The organism is Caballeronia zhejiangensis (assembly GCF_022879815.1).
Lineage (GTDB): Bacteria > Pseudomonadota > Gammaproteobacteria > Burkholderiales > Burkholderiaceae > Caballeronia > Caballeronia zhejiangensis.
Genome location: NZ_CP084283.1, coordinates 1,044,776 through 1,068,682 on the forward strand (window position 1 = coordinate 1,044,776; position 23,907 = coordinate 1,068,682).

The 23,907-nt window shown below is 56.9% G+C and carries 22 protein-coding genes, 1 tRNA gene and 1 pseudogene; 8 read left to right on the top strand and 16 right to left on the bottom strand.

Annotated elements, in window-relative coordinates; translation table 11 throughout:
* Positions 1-25 precede the first annotated feature (25 nt).
* From LDZ23_RS04870 to LDZ23_RS04880, 3 genes are all read left to right on the top strand, one after another.
* Positions 26-352: a DUF4212 domain-containing protein gene (locus LDZ23_RS04870; protein WP_008350418.1), complete on the top strand. Its 327-nt coding sequence runs from the start codon at positions 26-28 to the stop codon at positions 350-352.
* Positions 349-2,373 carry a sodium:solute symporter family protein gene (locus tag LDZ23_RS04875; RefSeq protein ID WP_244807895.1) on the top strand — a complete coding sequence of 675 codons (2,025 nt, stop codon included), beginning with the start codon at positions 349-351 and terminating at the stop codon, positions 2,371-2,373. Before LDZ23_RS04870 ends, LDZ23_RS04875 begins: the two co-directional genes overlap by 4 nt.
* Before the next feature lie 43 nt (positions 2,374-2,416).
* Positions 2,417-2,506, top strand: a tRNA-Ser gene (locus LDZ23_RS04880).
* A 48-nt stretch (positions 2,507-2,554) separates the two neighbouring features.
* On the opposite strand, the gene LDZ23_RS04885 is transcribed toward LDZ23_RS04880, so the two are convergent.
* Positions 2,555-3,748: a site-specific integrase gene (locus LDZ23_RS04885; RefSeq protein ID WP_244807896.1), complete on the bottom strand. Its 1,194-nt coding sequence runs from the start codon at positions 3,746-3,748 to the stop codon at positions 2,555-2,557.
* A gap of 301 nt (positions 3,749-4,049) precedes the next feature.
* Between LDZ23_RS04885 and LDZ23_RS04890 the strand changes: the two genes are divergently transcribed.
* Entirely contained in the window at positions 4,050-4,391 is a 342-nt protein-coding gene (locus tag LDZ23_RS04890; RefSeq protein WP_244807897.1) for a hypothetical protein, read from the top strand.
* 184 nt (positions 4,392-4,575) lie between these two features.
* Positions 4,576-5,550 carry a DUF4062 domain-containing protein gene (locus LDZ23_RS04895; protein ID WP_244807898.1) on the top strand — a complete coding sequence of 325 codons (975 nt, stop codon included), beginning with the start codon at positions 4,576-4,578 and terminating at the stop codon, positions 5,548-5,550.
* Between the two features lie 53 nt (positions 5,551-5,603).
* On the opposite strand, the gene LDZ23_RS04900 is transcribed toward LDZ23_RS04895, so the two are convergent.
* Positions 5,604-6,344 (bottom strand): hypothetical protein, encoded by a 741-nt coding sequence (locus tag LDZ23_RS04900; protein ID WP_244807899.1) that lies wholly within the window; start codon positions 6,342-6,344, stop codon positions 5,604-5,606.
* A 256-nt stretch (positions 6,345-6,600) separates the two neighbouring features.
* On the opposite strand from LDZ23_RS04900, the gene LDZ23_RS04905 reads away from it, so the two are divergent.
* Complete coding sequence (locus LDZ23_RS04905; protein WP_244807900.1) at positions 6,601-8,016, top strand: KAP family P-loop NTPase fold protein; 1,416 nt, start codon at positions 6,601-6,603, stop codon at positions 8,014-8,016.
* 629 nt (positions 8,017-8,645) lie between these two features.
* Here the strand turns inward: LDZ23_RS04905 and LDZ23_RS04910 are convergent.
* From LDZ23_RS04910 to LDZ23_RS04965, 12 genes are all read right to left on the bottom strand, one after another.
* Positions 8,646-9,449: a hypothetical protein gene (locus LDZ23_RS04910; RefSeq protein ID WP_244807901.1), complete on the bottom strand. Its 804-nt coding sequence runs from the start codon at positions 9,447-9,449 to the stop codon at positions 8,646-8,648.
* Between the two features lie 120 nt (positions 9,450-9,569).
* Positions 9,570-9,971: an HNH endonuclease gene (locus LDZ23_RS04915; protein WP_342346274.1), complete on the bottom strand. Its 402-nt coding sequence runs from the start codon at positions 9,969-9,971 to the stop codon at positions 9,570-9,572.
* 1,000 nt (positions 9,972-10,971) lie between these two features.
* Entirely contained in the window at positions 10,972-11,445 is a 474-nt protein-coding gene (locus LDZ23_RS04920) for a hypothetical protein (RefSeq protein WP_244807902.1), read from the bottom strand.
* 301 nt (positions 11,446-11,746) lie between these two features.
* Positions 11,747-11,920 carry a hypothetical protein gene (locus tag LDZ23_RS04925; RefSeq protein WP_244807903.1) on the bottom strand — a complete coding sequence of 58 codons (174 nt, stop codon included), beginning with the start codon at positions 11,918-11,920 and terminating at the stop codon, positions 11,747-11,749.
* 58 nt (positions 11,921-11,978) lie between these two features.
* The gene (locus LDZ23_RS04930) at positions 11,979-12,269 is read right to left on the bottom strand and encodes a DUF916 domain-containing protein (RefSeq protein ID WP_244807904.1); all 291 of its coding nucleotides are present in this window, start codon (positions 12,267-12,269) and stop codon (positions 11,979-11,981) included.
* Between the two features lie 87 nt (positions 12,270-12,356).
* Positions 12,357-13,916, bottom strand: coding sequence for an HK97 family phage prohead protease (locus LDZ23_RS04935; protein WP_244807905.1), 1,560 nt, complete (start codon positions 13,914-13,916; stop codon positions 12,357-12,359).
* 418 nt (positions 13,917-14,334) lie between these two features.
* Positions 14,335-14,640, bottom strand: a complete 306-nt coding sequence (locus LDZ23_RS04940; protein WP_244807906.1) for a hypothetical protein — start codon at positions 14,638-14,640, stop codon at positions 14,335-14,337.
* The gene (locus LDZ23_RS04945) at positions 14,640-17,246 is read right to left on the bottom strand and encodes a phage tail tape measure C-terminal domain-containing protein (protein WP_244807907.1); all 2,607 of its coding nucleotides are present in this window, start codon (positions 17,244-17,246) and stop codon (positions 14,640-14,642) included. The genes LDZ23_RS04940 and LDZ23_RS04945 overlap by 1 nt, the downstream gene beginning before the upstream one ends.
* Positions 17,247-17,834: 588 nt before the next feature.
* On the bottom strand, positions 17,835-18,221 hold the full coding sequence (locus LDZ23_RS04950; protein ID WP_244807908.1) for a hypothetical protein: 387 nt from the start codon (positions 18,219-18,221) through the stop codon (positions 17,835-17,837).
* Positions 18,218-18,643 (bottom strand): hypothetical protein, encoded by a 426-nt coding sequence (locus LDZ23_RS04955; protein ID WP_244807909.1) that lies wholly within the window; start codon positions 18,641-18,643, stop codon positions 18,218-18,220. The genes LDZ23_RS04950 and LDZ23_RS04955 overlap by 4 nt, the downstream gene beginning before the upstream one ends.
* Positions 18,644-18,712: 69 nt before the next feature.
* Complete coding sequence (locus tag LDZ23_RS04960) at positions 18,713-18,940, bottom strand: hypothetical protein (protein WP_244807910.1); 228 nt, start codon at positions 18,938-18,940, stop codon at positions 18,713-18,715.
* A gap of 38 nt (positions 18,941-18,978) precedes the next feature.
* Positions 18,979-19,176, bottom strand: a complete 198-nt coding sequence (locus LDZ23_RS04965; RefSeq protein ID WP_244807911.1) for a hypothetical protein — start codon at positions 19,174-19,176, stop codon at positions 18,979-18,981.
* A gap of 283 nt (positions 19,177-19,459) precedes the next feature.
* Here LDZ23_RS04965 and LDZ23_RS04970 point away from each other — a divergent pair, with 283 nt between their 5' ends.
* Positions 19,460-19,930 (top strand): ribbon-helix-helix protein, CopG family, encoded by a 471-nt coding sequence (locus LDZ23_RS04970; RefSeq protein WP_244807912.1) that lies wholly within the window; start codon positions 19,460-19,462, stop codon positions 19,928-19,930.
* A gap of 1,485 nt (positions 19,931-21,415) precedes the next feature.
* On the opposite strand, the gene LDZ23_RS04975 is transcribed toward LDZ23_RS04970, so the two are convergent.
* Both LDZ23_RS04975 and LDZ23_RS04980 read right to left on the bottom strand, forming a co-directional pair.
* A complete protein-coding gene (locus tag LDZ23_RS04975; RefSeq protein WP_144403848.1) occupies positions 21,416-21,790 on the bottom strand; it encodes a hypothetical protein in 375 nt (124 codons plus the stop codon).
* Between the two features lie 121 nt (positions 21,791-21,911).
* Positions 21,912-22,052 carry a hypothetical protein gene (locus tag LDZ23_RS04980; protein ID WP_160297417.1) on the bottom strand — a complete coding sequence of 47 codons (141 nt, stop codon included), beginning with the start codon at positions 22,050-22,052 and terminating at the stop codon, positions 21,912-21,914.
* A gap of 262 nt (positions 22,053-22,314) precedes the next feature.
* Between LDZ23_RS04980 and LDZ23_RS04985 the strand changes: the two are divergent.
* Positions 22,315-23,900 (top strand): annotated as a pseudogene (locus LDZ23_RS04985) (inorganic phosphate transporter).
* Positions 23,901-23,907: the final 7 nt, after the last annotated feature.

Below are 23,907 nucleotides of genomic sequence, written 5' to 3' on the forward strand. Positions count from 1 at the left end.
ACATGCGGTTTTGTTAAAAAACCGCATGTCCGATTCTTCCAACCCGACGCCTGCCTCGCCGCCGCCCGTATCGGCGGCGATGGCGCGCGCGCATCGGCGCTACTGGCGCTTCAATATCGCGCTGATCGGCGTGCTGATGACCATCGGCTTCGTCGTCTCCTTCGGCCTGCCGCTCTTCGCGCAACGCTTCCAGCATGCCCGCGTCGCCGGCTTTCCGCTGCCGTTCTACTTCGGCGCGCAGGGCGCGATTCTCGTCTACATCGCGCTGATCCTCATCTATATCGTGCTGATGCAGATGGCCGATGCGCGTCTTGCCCGCGCCGCCCGCGCCGAACAGGGCGACGCCGCATGAAGCTCACGAACCGGCTGATCCTCTCCTACGCGCTCTATACGGTCGGCTTCCTGCTGTTCATCTTTCTGATGGAGCGCATCGAGCGCACGACGGGGCCGGGAACGTGGATCGGCTATGTGTTCCTGTTCGTGCCCATTGCGGTGTACGCGGTGATCGGTCTTTTGTCGCGCACGTCGGATCTCGTCGAATACTACGTGGCAGGACGGCGCGTGCCGTCCGCGTTCAACGGCATGGCGACGGCCGCCGACTGGCTTTCGGCGGCATCGTTCATCGGGCTTGCCGGGTCGATCTACGCAAGTGGTTACGACGGCCTCGCGTACGTGATGGGTTGGACCGGCGGCTATTGCCTCGTCGCGTTCCTGCTCGCGCCGTACGTGCGCAAACTCGCGCGCTACACGATTCCGGATTTTCTCGGCACGCGCTTCTCCAGCAACCTCGTGCGCGGGCTCGCGGCGTTCGCGGCGATTCTCTGTTCGTTCGTCTATCTCGTCGCGCAGATCCAGGGCATCGGGCTGATCGCGTCGAGGTTCATCGGCATCGAGTTTTCGATCGGCATCTTCTGCGGTCTCGCGGGCATTCTCGTGTGCTCGTTTCTCGGCGGCATGCGCGCGGTGACGTGGACGCAGGTCGCGCAATACATCATCCTCATCAGCGCGATGCTGATTCCCGTGTCGATGATCGCGCATCGCGAAGGGCTCGGGTGGTTCCCGCAATTCAACTACGGGCGCGTGATGGAGCGCGTCGAATCGCTCGAACGCGCGGTCGCCGTGTCGCCCGACGAAGCGCGCGTGCGCGCCGATTATCAGCGGCAGGCCGCGCTGATTCAGCAACGCATCGACGCGCTGCCGCAGTCGTTCCATGCCGAGCACGCGCGCCTCGCCGCGGAGATCGCGGAACTGCGCCGGCGCAACGGGCCGCTGCGCGAGATCAACGAGCGCGAGCGCGAACTCGCGGCTTTTCCACGCGATGCCGCCGATGCGCACGCCAAATGGTCGCGCGAACGCGATGCGTTGATCGAGCGCGTCGCCGCGCCCGTGCCGATGGCCGAGGCGTTCGCGCCCGGCTCGGCCGGTGACGAGAGCCCGCGCGTGCATCAGATCAACTTTCTGTCGCTGCTCCTGTGCCTGTCGATCGGCACGGCGAGCCTGCCGCACATCCTCACGCGCTACAACACGACGACGTCGGTGTCGTCGGCGCGGCGCTCGGTCGGCTGGACGCTGTTCTTCGTCGCGTTGTTCTATTTGACGGTGCCGGTGCTCGCGGTGCTCATCAAGCATGAAATATTGACGGGGCTCGTCGGGCATCGCTTTGCCGATCTGCCGCAGTGGGTCACGCAATGGCGGCGCGTGGAGCCGTATCTGATCCGCATCGGCGATGTGAACGGCGACGGCATCGTGCGCTGGGCCGGCATTCAGATGCAGCCGGACATGGTCGTGCTGGCGGCGCCTGAAATCGCGGGATTGCCGTATGTGATTTCCGGGCTGATTGCCGCCGGCGCGCTCGCGGCGGCTTTGTCGACGGCGGACGGGCTCCTGCTGACGATCGCGAATGCGCTCTCGCACGACGTGTATTACTGCATGGTCGATCGCCGCGCGACGAGCCAGCGGCGCGTGACGATCTCGAAGATTCTGTTGCTCGGCGTGGCGCTGCTCGCGTCGTATGTGGCGTCGCTGAATGCGGGCAACATTCTGTTTCTGGTCGGCGCGGCGTTTTCGCTTGCAGCGTCGAGTCTCTTTCCGGCGCTCGTACTCGGCGTGTTCTGGAAGCGCACGACGCAGCGGGGTGTCGTCGCGGGCATGATCGCGGGGCTCGTCGTCTGCGTGTATTACATCGTGTCGACGTATCCGTTCTTCGTGCAGTTGACGGGTTTCGCCGGGCCGCGCTGGTTCGGCATCGAGCCGATCAGCTCGGGCGTGTTCGGGGTGCCGGCCGGATTCGCGGTGGCGATCGTTGTGAGTCTGTTCGATCGGAAGCCGGATGCGTACACGCGCGCGCTCGTCGATTACATTCGCCATCCGTAGGGGCTGGCGCAGGCGCGGGAACTTGGTATAATCGCGGTCTTCCGGAGAGATGGATGAGTGGTTTAAGTCGCACGCCTGGAAAGCGTGTATAGGGTAAAACCTATCGGGGGTTCGAATCCCCCTCTCTCCGCCAGATTAACCTAAAAAATCAAACACTTAGAAATTCCCCGCTGCGATTTATTTAGCTATTTTTGGCTATTTTCGTCTCCGAATCGCACGCTAATCGCAGCACCTCTGCCGCGAATTTCTCCACTGCTTTACCGCCTGCATTCGGGTCCGCGCTCGGCATCCAACGAGCGTAAATACGCACGGTAGTATTCTGGTTTGCGTGGCCCATCTGCCTTGCTACCCACATAGGGTGTTCGCCTGCCGAGAGCATCATAGACGCGTACGTGTGCCGAGTTTGATACGGCTTGCGGTACCGCACCTGCGCGTTGCGCAAACCCCGAGTCCATACGATCCGCACAGGAGAGTCTCCAGTCCAACGAGCTAGGTTACGCGGGTCTTGGAACACCTCGGCATTCGCTAGGAACGTGTGCGCCTTCTGAGCCTGGAGCGCGGCGAGGGCCGGGGGCAGGAGCTTTACTACCCGGCGGCTCGTCTTAGTCTTGGTGTCCTCGGCCTCGTCTGCGGTCTGCGTCAGCGCACGCCGCACGATGACCTCTTGCTTGGTCCAATCCACGTCCGACCAATCCAACGCCACAAGCTCCGAGGTACGCAGGCCCGACCAAAACGCGAACTGGATCATATTAGCGGCCTGAGCGGGGAGGGCGGCGATAATGGCACGCTGCTCGTTAGCGTCGAACGGGTCTATGTCGTCCTGCTCCTTGGGCGGTTCCTTCTTTCGGTACGTCCACCCGTACAGCGGGTTGCTTGCAATGAGGCCATCCTGTACGGCATCGTCCAACGCTTTGCGGGCTACGCTCTGAATGTTAGACAGGCGTTTGTTCGTGCAATCCATCCTGTCAAGCCAGTCCCGAAACCCTGCGCGTGTGAGGTCTGCCAAGGTGCTCTTACCAAAGCAGGGGACGAGGAGGTATTCAATAATCTTGCGGTACCCGTCTACGGTGCTGGACTTGAGGTGCTTCTTTTGTCGCTCAAGCCACGCCTCTAGGTAGTCGGAGACCGTCTTTAGCTCGCCTTTGAATTCCGCGAACGTGGCGGCCCGGGACGAACCCGGGAACGCCTTGGCGTAGTTGAATACGCCGCGCTCGATGTTGAGCAGAATCTCCGCCCGGATGCGCTCAGCCTGCTTGAGGCCTGACGTGGTTGGTTTGATCTGCAACCGCTCGCGACAAACTACGCCCTTGTATGTGAAGGAGATTTGTATACTGCTGTCTGAAACCTTCCTAACTCCCCGCCCGTCTCTACCCATTTTTCATACCCCTTAACGTCAATTAGTTGTCGCCCGCCCGCCCAGCGCCAAACGGTGCCTTCTGCCCAAACGCCTCGTGCGATCTTCGTGCGTATGGCGCTCTCCGAAAATCCCGACTTTTCCGAGAATTTGGAGATAGTGAGGTAACGCAGGCCCACTCACAGGCCTCTCGCGGTGGTCTGGTGCTTTGCTCGCATACTGAACTCCCTTGGATGTTTGGTGTATTGAGACGGGCCTTGCGCCGATCTGCGGCACGTCTCGGTGTGATACCCTAAATGTCCAACAATAAAATGAGGCAGTCATGTTCGGGGATGACAAAGCAAGGCGTGCTGTTGAAGCACAAGCGCAGGTGAATGCCGCGCTGGAGGCGAAACTCGCCAAACAGATTGATTTCATCAACGGGTTGAACGAGCGTGTAATTACGTTAGAGAAAGAGCACATCGGATTGAAATATGCTCTGGCTGCGCTCGCATCAGCAGTTAGGTTCTCGTCCAACGAGAGCAGAGACGCCCTCGCAGCGGTGCTAAACGCTGCGATTTCCGACCTGCCTCAAGGTTTGCAGGAGGACACAGAGTTCTGCGCGGGTATCAACGCGCTGCGGGACGAAAAGACGTTTTCCCGGATGGAGACTCAGCGGGATTGATGACGTTGTGCCACATCGAGCGCGACTGTCTTTAACAGCAACGTCAATTGCGGCCTGTTCGGTCACGTTATCTGTTGTTTGCGTTAAAAATTGGTTTGGCGGGGGAGGGGTGAGCAGTGTAGGCCCTCCTAGCACCGCACCTCCGAACCTCAAAGTAACCGCTGTCAGTAAAGCTACAAGCACAATGGCCAAACCTCGCATTTTTCTCAGTTCGACTTATTACGACCTGTACCAGTCCAGGGAAGACATCGAGCGGTTCGTTCGGTCTCTCGGATATGATTGCATCCGACACGAGACTGGAGCCATTCCGTACACGCGAGACGCTCGATTAGAGGCGTCTGCGTACCGGGAGATCGAGCTATGCGACATGCTGGTGACTATTATCGGCGGCAAGTTCGGCACCGAGTCCAAAGACGTAGCAGGGGCCTCGATTACTCAGAATGAAATAATGCGTGCCCTTGAGAAGGGGATACAGGTCTATATTTTTGTCGAGCAAAACACCCTGACGGAATACCATATCTGGAAAATAAACAAAGACAACGCGTCAATGAAATACAGATATGCGGACGACCCGCGCATATACGTGTTCTTGGACCAACTGCACGCTCTCCCGCAAAACAATCCGATTACCGGTTTCAAGACGGTTGCGGACGTTACATCGTTTTTGCAAGATCAGTGGGCAGGATTGTTTCAACGGTACCTAAGCCAGCAGCAGCGCGCGACCGAGCTTTCTCTTATCCAGGATATGAAGGGAGTCGCGGCAACGCTAAAAGAAATGGTGGACTATCTTTCTGCCTCCCATCAAGATAAAGACGAGGCGCTCAAGTCGATAATCTCTTTCAACAATCCCGTATTCCACCGCCTTGCGCAGATAACCAAAACACCTTACAGAGTTTTCTTCACAAACCACGACGAAATGTCCGCTTGGTTAGCTGTGCGCGGTTACGCCGCTCAAGATTCTACTTTTCACTCAGAGGACAGCGTAGAGGAATGGTTTAGAGAGAAAGCTGGATGGATTGAGTTCAAGAGGGCAATTTTCGATGACCGCGGCGATTTGCTACGGTTTTCTCCCTCGGGCTGGAGCGATGACTGGATTCAGTTCAGGCCTGCTGAGACCCAAAAGGCCGCGTTTGCTGATGACGACGATATACCGTTCTAACGGCCGACCTTTGGCCGTAGTAGCTAATAAGTCCCGCGATACACAGCGTGCTCCTAAGTATTCAAGTATTCAATCTCGGCAAAGTTCTTAGCCCGCATGATCCGTTCTTGCAGCACGTTACGTGAACGTTTGGGGCTAATCACCTCGCCCTTTTCGTTCTTGCGCTCCTCGAACTCCCCCGGGATATGGATGCTGTCCCACATGCCCTTATTGGCGAGGCTCCACACGAACGCCCTAAGCTCCGTGATAGCGGGCGCGACGTCCAGCGTCACAACGGAGCCGTCGATAGGGTTCTGCACCGTGGTCCCCTTGACGTTATAGCCGCCCGGTCCTTTGAGGGTTGCGTATAACTTCGTTCCATCCTTGCTCTTGCGGTGGAACACCTCAACCGTAAAGGGCTTGCCGAGGAGTTGGACCATGTGCGTCGCCGTACCACCGTGCGCCGCGTTCATAGCCGCAAACAGGCCAAGAAACCGCGAGTCGGGAGCTAGCGATAGCGTTTCCTGAATCGTAATGCGGTGCGGCACCAACGTACCGTCATCCAACTTACGCGGCTCATAGTTCGGGCCGGAAAGCTCAAACACGAAATCTACCTTTTCGCGGTCACGCTTGCGGCCCTCAAACTCCTCCTCGTGCTTGCCGAGTTCAAAGTAACCAACGAGGCGTGCTCCAGCGAAACCCCGGGGCGGCGGCACATAGGCGTTTGAGACCATAGGAAAACGCATATCCGGGCCGGTATTAGCGGCTTCTGCGATTAGCGCGGCGAGGTCGTACGGGCGTTGGGTGTCGGTCATGGGTGCTCCTGGTAGGGCCCGATACGCTACACGCGAAGCGCGATAACTGCCAGTTTTATTTCGAGGTACTAATAGGGTGTCAGTAGCTATTCAAATGGATGGACAGCAAGTGCGTACCCGAGATCTACGAAAGACTTGCAAGCGGGCAGCGACCGAGTAACGCCAATTCCCCGTCCCGCGCGAGCTTATCCGTAATATCATAAGCAGACGAGCAACCAAACTCGGGTTCCCTCACAAAATAACTACACGCAAACTCATGACCGAAGCAAAAGAAAACCCGGGAATTCCATTCGAGAAAGACCTCTTGGGACGGAAGGCCGCCGCCGAGTTCCTCACTCGCTACCTTGTTGGGCGTCATCGCGTCGCGGGCAGCGTTCCCGGCAATGAGAGCTTTGTACTCAACGTGAACGCGGAGTGGGGCTTAGGAAAGACCTATTTTCTCACCGAGTGGGCCAAAATGCTTCGAAATGACGGGCACCCTGTCGTCTATTTTGACGCGTGGTCTAACGACTTCTCTTCAAATCCATTTGTGAGCTTCTTAGGTGAGGTTGAGTCGCAACTTACGCTCGGCCTCCCGCCAAAATTAAATCTCGCGAAAACAGCTAAGTCGGTTGTATCCGCCGGGGGGCGAATAATACGCGCCGCCGCTCCTTCTATAGCAATAGCGGTTGTTAAGAACTTCACTGGACTCGATGGACAGAAAATCGCCGAAATTGCAACCGACGCGGGTCTTGATGCGCTCAAGGACATAAGACGCGACTTGGAGGAAGAACACAAGGACATACGGGCCGCGATCACTGCATTCAAATCGGTGTTTGCTGACTTCGCGAGCGCGGTGGATACGGACGGGGATGCCAATCTTCCAATCTTTCTATTTGTTGATGAATTGGATCGGTGTAGACCGACTTACGCAATCGAGCTGTTGGAAAATATTAAACACGTGTTTCGTATTCCAAACGTTTATACGGTAGTCGCCACCGATTCGGAACAGCTGGCAAATTCGATCAAGGCGATTTATGGAAGCGAGTTCGACGCTCGAAAATACTTAAGGCGATTTTTCGACCACGAATCGCGACTAGACGAGCCAGAATTCAAGCGTCTCGTCGCCGCTCTACTGGAGGTGCGCAGGATGAACGAGGACCCGCGCTTTATCAACCCTCTCAAGGATTTATACGGACCGGACGGCACCGGCGAGGTTATCGCGCTGATGGCCCGGGCGCTGAAGGTGACTACTCGGGACTTGGAGCGCTGTATTGATATAATCGATTCGATTCGCATAACATCAACGCGTGGTCAGATTGAAATAATCTTCCTCACCTTCATCACAATGTTGTACGTTTCTCATCCAAGAGCATTCGAGCTATACGTAGGAAATCGAACGCGAAATGTACTGATGAAAGCGCTTGAGGGTAAGGTAGACGTCGGAATCTCGTTCAATGAGAGAGAAGAAACTGACCCGCACTATCGGGGAAGTCGCCCCATCCAGGCAGGTGTAATAGAATGGCTGTGCCGATACGTTGACGGTATTTGGTCTAGTAAACCCCATGATAACAGAGAAAACTGGATCGGCCTTCGACTCGCTATAATCGATAGCATGAGAACCGAATCTCGGTTTGCGCCTCTTCGTGAGTACCATAAGGCCGTAGCATTAGCAGGGCACTACAGTGCCTGAACACGGACCGGCGATCCAATTTGGCCTTTGACGGCTTTCTTAGATGCCAACACATTGCCGACAACTAGGAGTCATACATCGGGTCACGTACGCTGTCCGAGGCCGGGATAGCGCAGCTTGGCTAGTTCGGCCTGTCCTACCCGTGGCCCCGAGGGTGGAGGCCACGAGCAGGTACACCATCCACGCATTACCAGGTCTCGCAAAGTGAAAAATTCAATTCTGTTAGCGGCGCTCCTTTTCCCTTGCTACACCGCGCATGCAGAGACGATAAAATTAGCCTGCAACTACCGTCAGGTGACGCCGGAGAGCCGCGAAACAAAGCAAACGGGCAGGATTATCCTACAGATTGCTGTTGACGGACAGGCAACATCCATAAGCGGGACGTCAAGCGATCTGGATTTGTTTATAACCAACCAACGATTGCCCGGAATTAGCAGCGTACTGGATACTAGCGATGCCGGGAAATGGGACATGGTCAATTCCGTTGATCGAAAAGGCGTTATAACCCAACAGCAGATAATGCTAGATAGGAACACCGGAGACATGGTCTACATCTTGAACACGACGAACGGACCCGTCACAACAATAAGCGGAAATTGTGACAAGATCGATCAAACACGGCGTAAATTTTAATTTGATGCGCCGTCTGTCAAACCGCAGCCCGGCTTTGCCTTGGGTTTAAGCACCTCGTAAACCCGGGCCGACTCCTCGATTATCTCCTGCTTGGTCGGATTGCCCAGCACCTGTAGGTCACTAGCCAAGGTCTGACTATTAACCATAATCCTCCGTTTCTCAAGAATTGCGGCTAACCGCCTTCGGACCCGGGACTTGTTCGTTGCATTGCTGGCCGGTTGTGTATGGGAGATCCAAAGCGAGATAACCTTATCAAGATCAACCACTAGACCCCCTCTACGGTTACGCATCTTGAGCACATAAGCAACGAACTCTTGCTCACTAGGAGCACATTGCTTAACCCGGCCAATTGTATCCAGCATCCGGTCCGATATGGATTTAGATAGAGAGATACGGATACCGTCCTTACGGGCAGACGCCTTCGTAATCAACTCCCCTGTAGTTGTATCTAGCCATGTATCAGGCTCTAGGTAAGTGACGGCGGAGCGCCCGACCTGCTTATTTAGAATCCAACCGGCCTGTTTAAGTCTAGACCGAGGAACGACCTTGTATTTACCCGACCAAGGAATATACCTAGTCTCCTCCAGCTTAATGTACTTAGGTCTCGTTCTAGCTAGATTGCCGAGATATTGATAGGGATGCTCTACTCTGGCTGTTTTCTCCTTATAAGCGGCTTGATGCTTGTCTATCTCGTCTTGCGTGAATCGGTATTCTTTGAACAGGTGAGGATATTTTATTCTATCCGGGTCGATTGCATTCGCCGCCGCCTCTGCAATTACTTGGTCTAAGTTGTGCGTCATGTGGTCCCGTGATTACCTCCGTGAAGAACGCTTTCTATATATTAGGCAGAATCGCTGAGAGCCTTATCGTATAAGGGTTTGAGCTTTTCAAAAGTGACGAATTTCGTCATATTTTCCGAATCACCAACTCCCATCAAGCGGGATTCCGTCCACCCCAACATGCCGCTTTACCCGGTACCCCATATCTCTATTCGTCTTATCAGCGTGGCAGGTAGAGCAAAGCAATTGACAATTACTGTCATCCTCTGTCCCGCCATCCTTGAGCGGGATTATATGGTCCACCTCGCCGCGCCTAACCGCAACGTTGCAGTGCTTGCATTTGAAGCCGTCTCGCTCCCTAATCCGGTCGTTACGCTTAAGGCGTGCAGAACCGCTAAGGCGCTTATCTGGACTGCCATAATCGGGCTTACGCCTGTATGTACTCTTGGATTTATTTTCAATCTTACTCTCGGCGGCGCAGTGTGGACAACGCCACTCCATACCTACGGGTTGCCACTGCGGATGCTTGTTGCAATCACTCATGATTATCCTTAATTAATAACAAGTCGGCCCGTAACTTTAAATACTCGGCCAAAGCATGAGAAGGGGTTCTAGATTGGCCAACGATTCTCCTGCCAGTATCTATTGACAACGAGTAAGGCTTGTAGCTAAGGGGGGGTATCTCGAACTGTGGAGGCTTTCGGCCTCGAATCCGACCGGTCAGTCGAAAACTATCGCTAAGTCCAAAGAAACGTTGCGAATCGCGCGGAACCAAGGGACTGGTGCAAAATATATACTATTATTATTTAAGAGATATTAACCACTGCGTGAAAAGGTCTCCGTACGCGTTGACAATCGTCCCGATTAAACCCACGACAAAGATACGCCACTCTAAAGCCCTATAAGTCGGTGATAATAGGCTGATTGGCCCACCATGCATGGCCTCGCTCAGATTCTTGTCTAGCTTTTTCTGCCTACGCGATAACAACATAAATTGTGCGACCGCAACCATAAACACAGCCAAGGCACCTGATCGATGAAAAAGCTGTGCGCTTCCTCGCCATAAATCGACAAATAGAAAGATAAGGAGAACCGCGCACGCAGCGTAGACAATTTCGAAGCATGGACGGTAGATGCTTGGATCCGCTATGGTTTCCCTAAAGTCGTTTTGCATACCAGCCTCCTTAATCCATCGCAGGCGATGCCGTGGGGCGCAGACAACGATAGCCGACTTCTCTTGTGCGCGCGCGTAACGCGCACGAGGCTAGGACGGGCCGGCATTGCTTCCGGCTACACGCTCATTACTTCGGCATCGGGAGCGGCTCCTTGATGCAAATGGAGCGGCATTCCGAACCCTTTGGTAATCCATAGTCCCCGTCGATTCTTCTGCATTCCATCGGCTTCCATTTCGGCAACCGTCTTGCATCGGCGTTGCGAGGGTAGATAGGTACCTCTCGGGCCTACGGAACCATACGGCCCGGTTCGGTGTGCGTCGAACGCCCGCGAGGAGCGGAACCGCTCCCCACAGGTTGGACACACGTTGTTATCCCCGGTTTGCTGCACGGCGTGCCTCCTCATGCTTCTCTTGATACTCCCGGGCCGCCGCATAGAACTCACTCGCGGCCTTGAATCGAGCCATGCGGTGCGCGTGCGTCATAGGTCGGAAAACCGTTCGGCCCTTGCTGTCTCGGAGGATCGCCATATCCGCCCGCGCCATACGGGCCTCGTGCTTGCCCGCTCGGATACATGCCTGAGCCACGGCCAACTCGTAACCGTTCTGCATGTGTGCCGTGTCAACCGTGCGGCCAAGGTAAAGGTCCATCTGTGCAGCATTCTGGCCGTCCGTTACGTCATCCCAATTCGGCCCGAGACAGGCGTCGTGGATCGATACGCGTAGCTCGTCGTTACCGAGCGGTACCCGGCGCTTTCCGTTGTGACGGGATAGCGGGAGGTCAAGCGCACGCGCTAAGCGGCTAAGGTGTCGGCGCTGTGCGTTGTAGTCCGACAGGTAACTCATGCGGACAGCTTCGGCTCAAACGTGGCGCACGCCACAAGCTCCCCCGACGCTTCCTCAGGTACGCCCAGGTCTCGGCACATCTGGTGCAGGCCGTTGAGGACCTTGTAATGCAAGCCAACGTCCACGCGGCAATTAAGCTCGCCCCCGGAGAGGTCGAACGCAGGATTAGCAATGCGCGTAAGTTGGCCCGCAATGATACGAAAGTAGCGCGGGACCGGAATACCGGCCCGCTTTGCGTTATCTCGGAGTCGTGCGACAGCGGCGGTACTCAAACGGAATGCCGTGTCCTGATACAGCGCGCTCACTCTACTTCTGCCTCTGCGATTTGGCGGCCCAAGAGCTTGAGCTTTGCCATGTCGCGGATTTGTTCCAATTGCGCCACCGCCTTACGATAGTCGATGATTTGCGCCTCGGCGGCGGAGACCATCGCGTTAAGGTTCTCGTTGGAGGCGTTCGGGTCGATGATGAATTTCATTATAAGGATTCGTTATTAGTTAAGGGCGGCCTGCGCCGCCCGTGTCGGGGTCTGTGGCTTATTCCGCGCTAACGACAGACCACGCCGCGCCCGGATGCGGGGCACAACTAAAGCCGGGAGAAACGCTGACAATCGCTACAACGGTGTCACTATCCACAGCGGAGGCCGGAGCCGACTCAATGCGGACAGTTTCGGTACTACCGTTCGGAAGTGTGACCGTGAAGTCCACGCCGTCCACAAACTGCTCGCGCGTGATTGCGAGGGTCTTGTCCAAAACAACGGCGTTAGGGCCGTACGCCTCGCGGAGGACGCCGGATTGTGCTGCGACAGGGGCTGCGAGTTTGGTCATGTCGATTTCTTTGTTTCGTTAGGTAAGTGGCCGCTCGGGTCTGTAGGGTAGGTCTCGGTTGGGAGCGTAACGCCCGCTCTCGCTGCGTTACGCCGAGACCGTAGCAGCCGTCTCGAATGCCGCGCCGTCCACAAACGACCAATCGGCGTACTGGACGCCTTTGATTGCTTGCTCGTTCGTCTGAAACATGCCCGTTTGCATAGTCGTAACCGTGCCCGTACCGTCATCGACCGGGAACATACCGGCGGTTGCTACGTCGAGTTCTACGGTACCGAGGAACGCCAGGACCCGCGAAGCATCAACAACGAACAACTTTCCAACCGGGACGCTGTACGAACAGATAGCAGGCATACCACCGTAAATACCGCCCCTCGCCGTGATCTGCGTTTCGCTTGCGCTACGGAGGCGCACCGCCGTAAGCGGGTTGACGAGGACGGTAGCCGTGGTCAGGTCGCCCGTGAAAGCCTCCAAGCCTTCCCCGAGCGAATTAGCCTGCGAGGCCACCGCGCCAAGGCCGGCAGGGGTAACCTCGTCGCGTGCTTGGCTACCGAGGAATGCGTTATCGAGACCGCGACTCAACGCACGCTGAAGCTGCGCCGCAATGAACGCCTCCGCTGCGTCCCCACTCATGCGGATAAGCTCTGCGGAGAGGACCGTGATAAGACCCACCTTACGCTTGTCGGTCAGCGTGACGCCGAACGCGCCTTGATACGCCCTCGTCGGCATGTGTTCGCCCACAAAGCTCGCGGAAATCGGCGCGGTTTCGACGTTCACACGGGCCAAAGCGGGGACGCGGGTAAGGCCCTGCAACTGACCGAGGATTGAATTGCTAAATACCGCCTGGACGAACCGGTCACGGTCCAACGTCTCGGAGGCGAGCGCGGCAGCCGCGTTATCTGTTCCCAACGGGTTCATTACCGCCTTCAGGACCTTGTTAATCCCTGCCGCTGCGCCCCAACGCTTTTCGGCGTACGACGCTGCTGCCGCCTCGTTGCCATCGGTCATCGCACGGAGAATCAGGCGGCGGATGAAAATGTTGTGGTTCGTGTTCTGCATTTCGGTAACTTCCTTATTGGTGTGGTTGATTTGAACTGCTGCGCGGGCCGGTTGATGGACAACGGCCTTGGTCTCGGCGGGTGATGGGACGGATTTCGGTAGTGCGGGCTCGACGGCTCGCGGTTCAATGCCGAGGCTCTTGAATGCGCTAATGAACGCCTCGGGATTCGCCGGGATCGCTACGAGGGAAAGCTCGTGTACCTCTGCGGATTTGAAGTTAATACCACCGTCCGCGTTTGGTTCCGACTTGATAGGCCGAAATCCGAGACTCACGCCCTTGATTAGCCCCGACTTAACGCTGTGCCACGCCTCGTTTGTCCTCGTCTGAACGGTTCCCGGCTCGTCCACTTTGGCGATAGTCGCTTTGAACGGGAGGCCCTTAGCCGTGGGCTTACCGAACGTGACCGTTCCTACGGGGCTTGCGTGGTCGTGATTCAGCAGGAGCGGAACTTCCTTTGCGAACTGGAGGCCCATAGGGTCCACCTGGTCCTTAACCCGGTCTAACGCCGGGGTACTTGCCATGCCCTCAATCTCGCGCCGTTCCTCGCGGACGGTCTTGATTGTGATGGCGGAGAATGCTTTTGTTTCCATGTACTCCTAAGAGATTAGGGTTGAGACCCGGAGGAGGTAGCGGCTAGGCCATTGGGTCAATCGGCGGCCCGCCTATATTTGTAGGACCAGACGGCCCTAGATGCTTAGCTGGCTACTACCTCGCCGCCTGCGAACACGTAGCGATTGCCGACTGCCGACGTGTCGTCCGGTGCGGCTTGGACTAGCTGCGATTCGGCCCACAAGAGCGGGTCCTGGTCCGGAGGCGGGAGAACACCGTCTAAGCGGACCTCCTGCATATAGAGCGGGAACAGACCTTCGCTAAATGCCTCTTGCGAGAGGTACGAGGCGAGGAGGGCCGTAGTGCGCGTACCCGCCGCGTAGTCCAACGTTAGGCGCTGAATAACGTGCGCGTCCGCTTCTGCGCCGGTGTTTGGCGCGATGAATGGTGCAAGGATCATCAATAGGCCCCGTAGAAAAGAATCCCGGTCTGGTACTCGTCATACTGCGCGCTGTTCTTAGCCGAGTACGTCCAGGTGAGCGTGCCGTTATTGAAAGAGAACTGCGGATGTATCAGTCCACCCGACAACCACCCGATATAGCGGTCCGACTGGAAACTAACGAACCCGCCGCTAACCATGCTCGGATCGGAGCGGCTACCGTTAGAACCATCCAGCACGACAGAATCGATAATGCGGAGGGTGCGGTGACTCGCATCGAGCACGATATTTCCGCTCGCATCCCATATGGTTAAGCCCGCAGCCATCAGATACGCCCGTATTTAAGATCGTAAGCCAGGCCTCCCTGCCCGCGCCAACGTTTAGTGATCTGCTTATCTACAAGGTTCTGGATAGCCGGAGCGAGTGCCACGAGGTCCTCTTGCGTGAGCCCGCCGCCGTTACCCGCCAAGCTCAACTGCACATGGTTGGTTACGAAGGTGCCGCCGCCGCCCGAGACCGAACCAACGGCCCCACCCGTGGCGAAGTGCTGCGCCTGCCCCGAGTTGATACTCTCCAGCAACGAGCGGTATTTCTTGGTGCTCGCGGCATTAACTACAAACTCCCCGTTAGAGAGCATGGCCGGGATTGAGTCGCTAGTACCCGTACCCGCGCCCACGATATGGCCGCCGTCCGCGTAATGGCCGACCGGGCCGCCCGTGCTAAACGTCGAGAGAACCGAGTTAAAGATTTGGGTCTCTGCGGCCTTGAGAGCAATCTTAGCCATATCCGCCATAACGCTAGAGGCGAACGACGAGAACGAGAACTTGCCCGTTGTAACGAACTGCTCCAGAGCCGTATTCAAGTCCTCGAACGACGTTGTAAATGCGGTAGCAGCAAGCTCGGCGTTGGTCTGCGCGTTCCCGGCAAGGCTCACCATAGCGACGCGCATTTGGTCGGCGTAAGACTGCCGCACGGCCATTTGTTTGGCTTGGTCCACCTGGAGTTGGGCCAATGACGCATCGTAGTACGTTTGTGCTATGGCTAGTTTCGCCGCGTACTCCGTTTGGTCCGCCGTTGGCGAGTCGTATTGCTTACGCAGGGCGTCCTTTTCCGCTTCGAAGTTGGCGAGGAGTTGGTAGGCCGCGTCCGCGTCCGCCTTGGCCTGCGGGCCGAGGAACATCGTGGCGTACGCCTCTTGCTGCGCCGCCTGCGTCCTGCGGAGCGCGCTAGATTGCTGATCGGCAAACTTCGCAATATCGCTGCTGCGCTGCGCCGCGAGTCCTCGGAGGCTATCCGTTAGCGATCGGTCAATCTGCTTACGCTGCACCGTGAGGTTTTGCAGGGTCTTGAGTGCCTCTTGATATGCCGAGGACTCCGGCTTGGCTTTGGCAATATCGACCCGCTTTTGAGCGTTTGCAATTTCTTCGTCCGTGGCCTTAGCTTGCAGGTCATGGAGTTTCTGGAAATAGCTTTCCCTGTCGATAAGCCCGGCGTCATACTGAGCTTTAAGGGCAGTCTGCGAACGTTTATCCTCGGCCTCGATAAGTTGATTAGCCGCAACCATTGCCGTTAGCGCGCCGTGGAACGCCTCAGCGTTACCCCGCGATTTCTTCTGAGATTTAGCGTAGTCGTCGTTAATTTTGGCTACGTTATCGTAGTGTCGCTTAAGGGCCGCCTGATAATCCGCACTGCCTTTATCGATACCCGCCGTAGCCTTAGCAAACGCCTTATTCTCCTCGTCAAGCTCAAGGCTATGTTTCTGGCCCGGAGAGGCGTATTTATCGGAGCGGAGATAACTATCCACAGCAACCTTAGCGTCCCCGCCTTTAGCTGCCGCCTCTCGTGCTCGTTGCTGCGTATTGATAACTCCCTGTTGCGCGCGGAGAACGTCTAAGCGGGCGTTTTCCTTATCAAGCAACTCTTGAGCGGAGGCAAGGTTCCCCATTGCACCCATTGATTTAGCTTGAGCAAGGTTACGCTCTGCCGCCTCAACTTTTGCATATTGGTCTCCCACCTGTTTATCAATGCTATCCGGAACGCCAATTCCCATAATGGCATTCTTGGCCCGAGTTACCGAGTAAGCAAGTTGATTCCACCAATCAACGACTACGCCCATATGCTTATTTGCATCGGCCTCTACCGCAGCGTGAGATTTAGCCAAGTCCTGCATAATGGCCTTAACCGCACTGGCGTTGTCTCCGAGCTTGACAAAGTTATCAATCTCCTCAACTTGACCCGAGCTAAAAGTATGGTGTGCCCGTTGATACTCGGCAAGCCACTTAAGCACATCATCTTGAATCGTAGCCAAACTCTCGGCGGCTTTATCCGTACCTACGCCAATGTCCGACGACATAGCAATAGCGGCCTGCGTGGCGAGTTGGAGATTATCGGCGGTGAAAGCTCCAGTAGCGGCTACCTGCGCCATTGCTTCACGGACGGCTTTAAGGTTAGTCGAACCCGTTTGCAATCCGTTAGACATTTCCGCCATTTGCGCAGCGGACCCGCCGAAACGGGACCAACTACCTTGCGACGCTTCGTGGGCGAGCACCATAAGCTCTCGGCGGGACGCGGTGGTATTGAGATTGAACTCGTGCGTATGCTCGCTAGCCTTTTGGATTTGCGCAATATAGCCGGATACCGAATCGGTTACGCCTAACTGCGCGGCTTTCATTTGCAGCATTTGGGCCTGTGTTTGACCCGCCGCCGCCGCTGTGCGCTGCAACTGACTAACAAAGGAGTTTATCGCACGGGCCGAGGCGCTAGAGCCATTAGTGGCCGCTTCTGCGATTGCCTCCTGTGCAACTTTAATGCGTTGTGCTGCTTGGTCTTGCGTTTGTTGGAAGGCTTGCGCGGACTTCCTGGCGCGGTCTAACTCGGCCGTATAACCTGATGCGTCAGCCGAAATTTTGACGGTTGTACGATTATCGGCCAACTTGCGCGCCGGCCATATAGTTAAAAACGGCGGTTTTGATGATTACGGATACGCTCGTGTCCTTATCAAGCGCAACCTGCTTGAGTCGCTTAACGAACTCGGGGGAGACTTTGGCGGAGATAGTGCGATCCTCCGCGTACGGCTTTGTGGGAATAACGCCTTTAGGCATGTAGAACCTCGTAAAAGAGAAGGTAAACCAAACGACAAAAGAAAACCCGCCTGGGCGCATCCCGGGAGGGAAACGCCGTGGGCGGGCAGGGTACCGAGCTTGCGCTCGGATTCGGGCAGAGGCCAGCTAGCTACGCTTTCTAACCTCTCTGCGAAATTGGATTATCTACCGATCTAATTCGGCAAGTTCGGCGGGCGTGTCGTCGGAGAGGTCCGCCACGCGCAGCACGTAGGCGTCCGGCAGATAAAGCGCGTATTGTTTGTCCTAGCAACGCCTGCGTAGTCCCTTTGCATGCGATCTTTCAGAACACAGCGGCGGGCTGCACGATTGCATAGGGTATCTCGAAAACAAAACCGCTAGAAAGATTCTTGCTGGCAAGGCTCGGCGCGGGCGGGCTCGGATGCAGCTAATAGAATCCGTTACTGCGCCTCAACGTTTTTGGAAGGTGGGGCGGCGCTCGTCCAATCTCGGGCATCGAGAATAACGGCGACATTTTTTCGGCTGCTGCCCCATATGTCTAATTTAAGGCCCCAATAGAAGAAATGGGCAGTAGCGCCAGTTTTTAGTTGTTTCCTGCTCGATTTCCCCGCTTTCGTATAAACCACAATGAGGTCACCGCTCTTGACGGTTCTGTCGGGCAGCCAGTACGCGTTTTTTGTCCCGGATATGGGGGATACGCCGTCGTCCGCAGATTGCGAGCGGAGGACGATAAAACTGCCTATGTCGCCGTCTGCCGTCGCTCGCAAGACTAAACGCTCTTTTTCGAGGTCTCCAGAATCCGCGAAAGATTTGATTTCTAGCTTCATTGGTCTATCACCTTCGCGCCGATTCCGCCGATAGTCAAGACAACTCCAAATCCTAAAATCATGTAACCGGTCGGCTGTGAGCTCCAAGCGTTAGGCGCGTAACCAATCATAGCCGCCCCCACTGCTAGACCGGTGCCCGACAATATCTCGAAAGCCCGATTCCGCTGAAGCTTGTGCTCGGCCACAGCCAACCCTTTATCAGCCTCTGCAAACTTGTCCCGATACGCCTTCAGTTCTTGGACTAGCTCTTGAGAGTCCTCATATTTGTCGATCAAAAGCTTTTGTACACCGGAGCTTTGAAGTTCGTCGTCTGTAAGGTCTCGCCGGATCCGCGAGAGCGCCTTCAATTTGGGCTTGACGGTCGTGTCGTCAACAAGGGGGACTGCACTTTCCTCGTCGGGAACTGCGTCTAGATCGGCCATGCCGCGTACCTAATTCTCGGTGTCGAAAGCGTATATCGTACCCGGTTAGGGTGTTCGGAGAAACCCACGTCAGTGCATCACGTACAGAGAGGCAGACGTAGACGCGAGGGCCTCATGGGCACGCGGTTCCTCGCCACCGTCCGGATGGTACGCGTCCGCGATGATGGTCATTACGCCGTCCGTGATACCCGCGTGATAGCGGTGGAGTTCTAAACCTTGGCGGTTCAAGGCAACGCGCATGGCGTTCCAGTGGGCGCGGGAGGTGTCGGCGGTGCGGATGATAAGGCGCGTGCTCATGGTCTGTCCTCGGTATGCGGCGGTTCTGTTCGTGTTGGTTACATCGGCAAATGAGTTACGCGGCGGGGCTTCACGTACACGGCGGTTGCGCTGTTGCGGCAGTCCACTTTCTCCGGGCCGCCGTAGGTGCGCTTTCCGTCCGCGCCGAACATCATGCCTTGGCGCATTTCTTGGTGTTTCTCAACGCGGGCCAGGAAAGCCGCGTAACGTGCTGCGTGTTTCGCTTTGTTAGCCATTCGTGGCCTCCGTTGGGTTAGTAGCCGAAGGCTCCACTTTGGTAGGGCCTTTGGGTACTTCGGCTTTTGGCTACGCCCCGCTCGCCGGTCGGGGATTCATCGCGTGTCAACCTGTATCGCTCGGTCGTCTCGTCGCTGGCTTTCTGTACTGCTTCACTACCAACTTGAGGCAGAGTATGACATGCATGCTTCACTACCAGCAAGCGAAATCTGTAAATTTCTTTTGCTTCCATCCTCTGTTGCTTAGGTGCTACACTACCAGAATGCTGAAAAAGGAGGCCCTATGAGAGGAACAATTAATCGGAACGCGACGCCGGAAACGCAGGGTGCCGAGGCACAGCGCATACGGAACGGCGTGAAGACCGAGCGGGACACACAACCGGTCCAAATTCGAATGCTCAAGGCACAGGTGAAGGTGCTCAAGCAGATTGCAGAGCAAGAAGACCGTAGTTCCAGCGACGTTATCCGGGACTTGGTGGACGCTTATATAGCTCATGCTCTGACGAAGTGGCCCAAGGGGCACAAGCTAGATATCCTGCGGAGCACCGTACAGGCTAACGGGTACGTTGCGGAGAACCACCCCAGTGCGGAGCGCACCCTAGCTTGGTTGCGCGGTGAGAAGTACCTCAAGCCTACGGGCCTTAAGGAGAAACCCGATTGGTACACGGACGACGAATGGGCGGCGGAACAAGCGGAGCACGACAAGCCGCGAGACACTCGGACTCAGCGATCCGATGGGAAACAGAACAAATAGGGCGGCTATGCAACGTAACAACCAGTTTGGGTTAGGTCGCCCCATCCCTGAATCAGTTAAACGCGAGGTCCGCCAGCGATGCGGTTTTGGTTGCGTCGTTTGCGGCAGCCCGTTCATCCAGTATCACCACGCGGACGTTGCCTTTGCAGACGCACGGTTCCATGACCCCGCTAAGATCACGATTCTTTGCGCGACTTGTCACGACAGGGCGACGCGGGGAACATATTCGGACGAGAAGATACGCGAACACATGCAACGCCCCTATTGCTTGGAGCACGGCCCGGCATTCACTGATGTGGACTATGGAGCTACCGCGCCGAGGGTTCGCTTCGCGGGGTCCGAATTCGAAGAGTGCGCCATACCCGTTCGAGTGGCAGACTACGCCATCGTTATGATGGAACGCCCGCCAGAAGCGGAGGCACCTGTGTTGATTTCCGCGTTCTTCAGTAATACGCGTGGCGAAGTAAGCTTGGTAATTCAGAGAAACAACGTCCTTCTACGGCCAACGAATTGGGACATCACCACTGAGGGGACGCGAATAAGAATTTGGGATGCGGCGCGACAGCCGTCTTTGGTCCTCATCCTAATTCCACGCCAGCATATTGAAGTCGAACGAATCGAGTCCAAGTTTCTAGGATGGGCATTCTCCGGAGACGCAAGTGAGTTGCGTTTCACGCCTCCAGGTGCCCCCGGGCCGACGACGGTCAGCGGTATGCTTATGTTCGGCGGGCGGGTCGGATTTCAGTTTGACCAACCTAGACTCAACTAATCGCACGAACATCGCAGCATCGGACCGCAAAGCCTTACGCGGCAAGGGGAGGCGGGGGTTCGAATCCCCCTCTCTCCGCCAGAACCTCAAGCCCTTGATCTTCAAGGGCTTTTCTTTTTTGTTCTCAGAATTGACGCGGGCGCTGTAAAAGGCCCGTATGCCGAAAAAATCCGAAACGCGGCCCGTCGTTGTTTCGAATCTCAAGTGGTTCAAATCGAAAATGAGGAAGCTTCGTCCTTTTCCTCGCGCTTCGACATCATAGATTCGGATAACTGATTGAACATGGCGGCGCGCAGTCGATCGAGCGTCGAGCATGCGGACAACAAGTGGAGGGGAGCGAGAAGAGTTGTCGTAAGAGTCATGAGCGCTGGTACGGTTGCGCCTCTAATAATGCTCGATGAACTCTCGCACATGGCAGGGCGCAGCGGCCCATGCAGCCCATCTCTTACGACATTCAGAAGGATAGACGATGCGGCCAGGAAAGAAATCGGATTAATCGCGTTATGTAAGCGGCAATCGTTCAACGATGCACCGGCTTGCCGGCAAACGCTGCAATTCGATCCGTTTCCGTCGTGGTGACTGCGGATCGTGCCGCCGCTTCGCGGGTCGCCTTCTTGCTTTGCGGCGGTGCAACGGACTTTAAACGGTTGCGCGCGGCGGCCGACCCACCGAGAAAGAAACGCCCCGCGTAAGACACGGGGCATCGCATTGCAAGCTCAGTGCGTGAGAATCATCTGAGCGGCGTGATTCTCGGCGTCGTAGTGCAGCGCCGAGTTCGCCGCCTGCTGTTCCTGAATGAGCACTTCGCGCGCCGCCTGAGCACCTCGCTCATAACCGGCCTTCGTCGCGTGCTCCTCGAGTGCGGCGATAAGCGGCAATTGCTCCTCTGCCACCGAGCGCAGCAAATTCAGGATGTCGCGCCGCATCGCTTCGGGATAAGCGCAGAAGTGCTCGAAGCCACCCGGCGCAGCGACGATGTTCACGAGCGACGTAAGCAGTCGCGCGCGATTGTTGCAATGTTCGCTGATCTGCACCGACTGCGAGAGCGTCGCGTGGCCGTTCGGATCGACGGAAATATGCAGGTCATTCATCTTGAAAAGCCTCTTGTAATAACGGAAGGCCTGCATTTAAGCCGCTCCGGCGCTTGGAAACGCTCGGACGAATCCTATTACCTCGGGTGCGCGACGATCCTTTACTTTCGGATGTTTCCGCTCACGCGAAGCATCGTGCGAGCCAGCGCCAGAACGCGCGGCAACGGCCGGCCGTGACGACGCGCGATGCATCCATGTCGCGCTGCCAGTTCGCGTTTTCCTGATCGTCGCGCGACCGAGCGACGAGTGTCCCGAAGTACATGGCAGCCCCCTTTGCGGATATCGATGGCGAACGGCGTCACGTGAGCGACTCCGATGCGTTCAGGATGCCGATGCTTCCGCGAGCGCAAAACCCGCATGACGCGGGGAGCGCGCTTTGCATGCGGACATGGGCGAAAGGAGGGGTACGCGCGTCAGCATGCGCGCAGCGAAAGTTTTACATGAACTGTTGACACAAAGGGTTCACAGTCGGAAAGGTCGACGGACCGTATCCTTTGCTCCGCTACGGTGAACGCGAGGCAACCATGCCGGACATCGCATTTCCTCAGCAGGGCGGCGTGAGCGAACGCACGCGCCGGACCGGTCTCATCGTTTTCGGTCTCATACTTCTCGGCGGTATCGGTTATGTCGGATTGCATCTGGCTAACGATCTCGAATCCGTCCGGCTGAGTTCCGCACTGCCTTATTTCCTGCTCGCCGTCGCGCTGCTGATCGCACTCGGATTCGAGTTCGTCAACGGCTTCCACGACACCGCCAACGCGGTCGCGACCGTCATCTACACGCACTCGCTGACGCCGAACCTCGCGGTGGTCTGGTCCGGGACGTGGAATTTCATCGGCGTGCTGGTTTCGAGCGGCGCGGTCGCGTTCGGCATCCTGCAACTGCTGCCCGTCGAGCTGATACTTCAGGTCGGCAGCAGCGCAGGCTTCGCGATGGTCTTCGCGTTGCTCATCGCCGCGATCATCTGGAACCTCGCGACATGGTATTTCGGCCTGCCGTCGTCGAGCTCGCATACGCTGATCGGCTCGATCATCGGCGTCGGTCTCATGAATCAGCTTTGCGCGGGCCGAACGGCACGAGCGGCGTCGACTGGTCGCAGGCGGCGGGCGTCGGCAAGTCGCTGCTGTTCTCGCCGATCGTCGGCTTCATCTGCGCGGGACTCCTCTTGCTTTTGCTGAACGCGCTCGTGCGCGTGCCGGCGCTCTATAAGGAACCGAAGAAAAATCATCCGCCGCCATTTTGGATTCGCGCACTGCTGATTCTGACGTGCACCGGCGTATCTTTCGCGCACGGCTCGAACGACGGGCAGAAAGGCATGGGTCTCATCATGCTGATTCTGATCGGCACGGTGCCGACTGCCTACGCGCTCAACAAGGCGGTGAGCCCCGCCGAAACGCAGAACTTCGTAGCCGTGGCGCACGAGGCATCGGCGAGCTTCGCGAAATATCTGAACGATGCGCCACCATCCGCCGATGCACGCGAAGACGTTCAATCCTACGTGCGTACGCGCCAGCTTTCGCCCGCGACGCTGCCCGCGCTGAAGCAACTGACCGACATCATCGCGAACCAGGTCGGCGCGTCGGGATCGCTCGCGGCGGTGCCGCAGAACCTCGTCGATAACGTGCGCAACAACATGTATCTCGCGTCCGAAGCGATCCGCCTGATGGAGAAGGCGAACGCGCCCGCGTTCGCGCCCGCGGACCGCGCCGTGATCGACAACTACAGGAAGCAGCTCGACCACGCGACGAAGTTTATCCCGACGTGGGTGAAGGTCGCGGTGGCGATCGCGCTCGGGCTCGGCACGATGGTCGGCTGGAAGCGCATCGTCGTGACCGTGGGCGAGAAGATCGGCAAGAAGCATCTGACGTACGGGCAGGGCGCGTCGGCGGAGCTGATCGCGATGCTGACCATCGGTGCGGCGGATGCCTACGGCCTGCCGGTCTCGACGACGCACGTGCTGTCTTCGGGCGTCGCCGGAACGATGGCCGCCAACGGCTCGGGGCTGCAATGGAACACCGTGCGCAGCCTCGTGCTCGCGTGGGTGCTGACGTTGCCGGCGTCGATCGCGCTCGCCGCCGGTCTCTACTGGGCGTTCAGAAATCTCTTCTGAGTGCGTG

What these genes read in the sequence shown, in the direction of transcription:
- LDZ23_RS04940 (WP_244807906.1), bottom strand. Translation starts at nt 14,640, where the DNA reads ATGGCTGCGGGCTTAACCATATGGGATGCGAGCGGAAATATCGTGCTC.
- LDZ23_RS04920 (WP_244807902.1), bottom strand. Translation starts at nt 11,445, where the DNA reads ATGAGTTACCTGTCGGACTACAACGCACAGCGCCGACACCTTAGCCGC.
- LDZ23_RS04870 (WP_008350418.1), top strand. Translation starts at nt 26, where the DNA reads ATGTCCGATTCTTCCAACCCGACGCCTGCCTCGCCGCCGCCCGTATCG.
- LDZ23_RS04900 (WP_244807899.1), bottom strand. Translation starts at nt 6,344, where the DNA reads ATGACCGACACCCAACGCCCGTACGACCTCGCCGCGCTAATCGCAGAA.
- LDZ23_RS04980 (WP_160297417.1), bottom strand. Translation starts at nt 22,052, where the DNA reads ATGTACTTCGGGACACTCGTCGCTCGGTCGCGCGACGATCAGGAAAAC.
- LDZ23_RS04895 (WP_244807898.1), top strand. Translation starts at nt 4,576, where the DNA reads ATGGCCAAACCTCGCATTTTTCTCAGTTCGACTTATTACGACCTGTAC.
- LDZ23_RS04875 (WP_244807895.1), top strand. Translation starts at nt 349, where the DNA reads ATGAAGCTCACGAACCGGCTGATCCTCTCCTACGCGCTCTATACGGTC.
- LDZ23_RS04910 (WP_244807901.1), bottom strand. Translation starts at nt 9,449, where the DNA reads ATGACGCACAACTTAGACCAAGTAATTGCAGAGGCGGCGGCGAATGCA.
- LDZ23_RS04905 (WP_244807900.1), top strand. Translation starts at nt 6,601, where the DNA reads ATGACCGAAGCAAAAGAAAACCCGGGAATTCCATTCGAGAAAGACCTC.
- LDZ23_RS04925 (WP_244807903.1), bottom strand. Translation starts at nt 11,920, where the DNA reads ATGAAATTCATCATCGACCCGAACGCCTCCAACGAGAACCTTAACGCG.
- LDZ23_RS04975 (WP_144403848.1), bottom strand. Translation starts at nt 21,790, where the DNA reads ATGAATGACCTGCATATTTCCGTCGATCCGAACGGCCACGCGACGCTC.
- LDZ23_RS04915 (WP_342346274.1), bottom strand. Translation starts at nt 9,971, where the DNA reads ATGAGTGATTGCAACAAGCATCCGCAGTGGCAACCCGTAGGTATGGAG.
- LDZ23_RS04955 (WP_244807909.1), bottom strand. Translation starts at nt 18,643, where the DNA reads ATGGCCGATCTAGACGCAGTTCCCGACGAGGAAAGTGCAGTCCCCCTT.
- LDZ23_RS04935 (WP_244807905.1), bottom strand. Translation starts at nt 13,916, where the DNA reads ATGGAAACAAAAGCATTCTCCGCCATCACAATCAAGACCGTCCGCGAG.
- LDZ23_RS04965 (WP_244807911.1), bottom strand. Translation starts at nt 19,176, where the DNA reads ATGGCTAACAAAGCGAAACACGCAGCACGTTACGCGGCTTTCCTGGCC.
- LDZ23_RS04960 (WP_244807910.1), bottom strand. Translation starts at nt 18,940, where the DNA reads ATGAGCACGCGCCTTATCATCCGCACCGCCGACACCTCCCGCGCCCAC.
- LDZ23_RS04950 (WP_244807908.1), bottom strand. Translation starts at nt 18,221, where the DNA reads ATGAAGCTAGAAATCAAATCTTTCGCGGATTCTGGAGACCTCGAAAAA.
- LDZ23_RS04890 (WP_244807897.1), top strand. Translation starts at nt 4,050, where the DNA reads ATGTTCGGGGATGACAAAGCAAGGCGTGCTGTTGAAGCACAAGCGCAG.
- LDZ23_RS04970 (WP_244807912.1), top strand. Translation starts at nt 19,460, where the DNA reads ATGAGAGGAACAATTAATCGGAACGCGACGCCGGAAACGCAGGGTGCC.
- LDZ23_RS04885 (WP_244807896.1), bottom strand. Translation starts at nt 3,748, where the DNA reads ATGGGTAGAGACGGGCGGGGAGTTAGGAAGGTTTCAGACAGCAGTATA.
- LDZ23_RS04930 (WP_244807904.1), bottom strand. Translation starts at nt 12,269, where the DNA reads ATGACCAAACTCGCAGCCCCTGTCGCAGCACAATCCGGCGTCCTCCGC.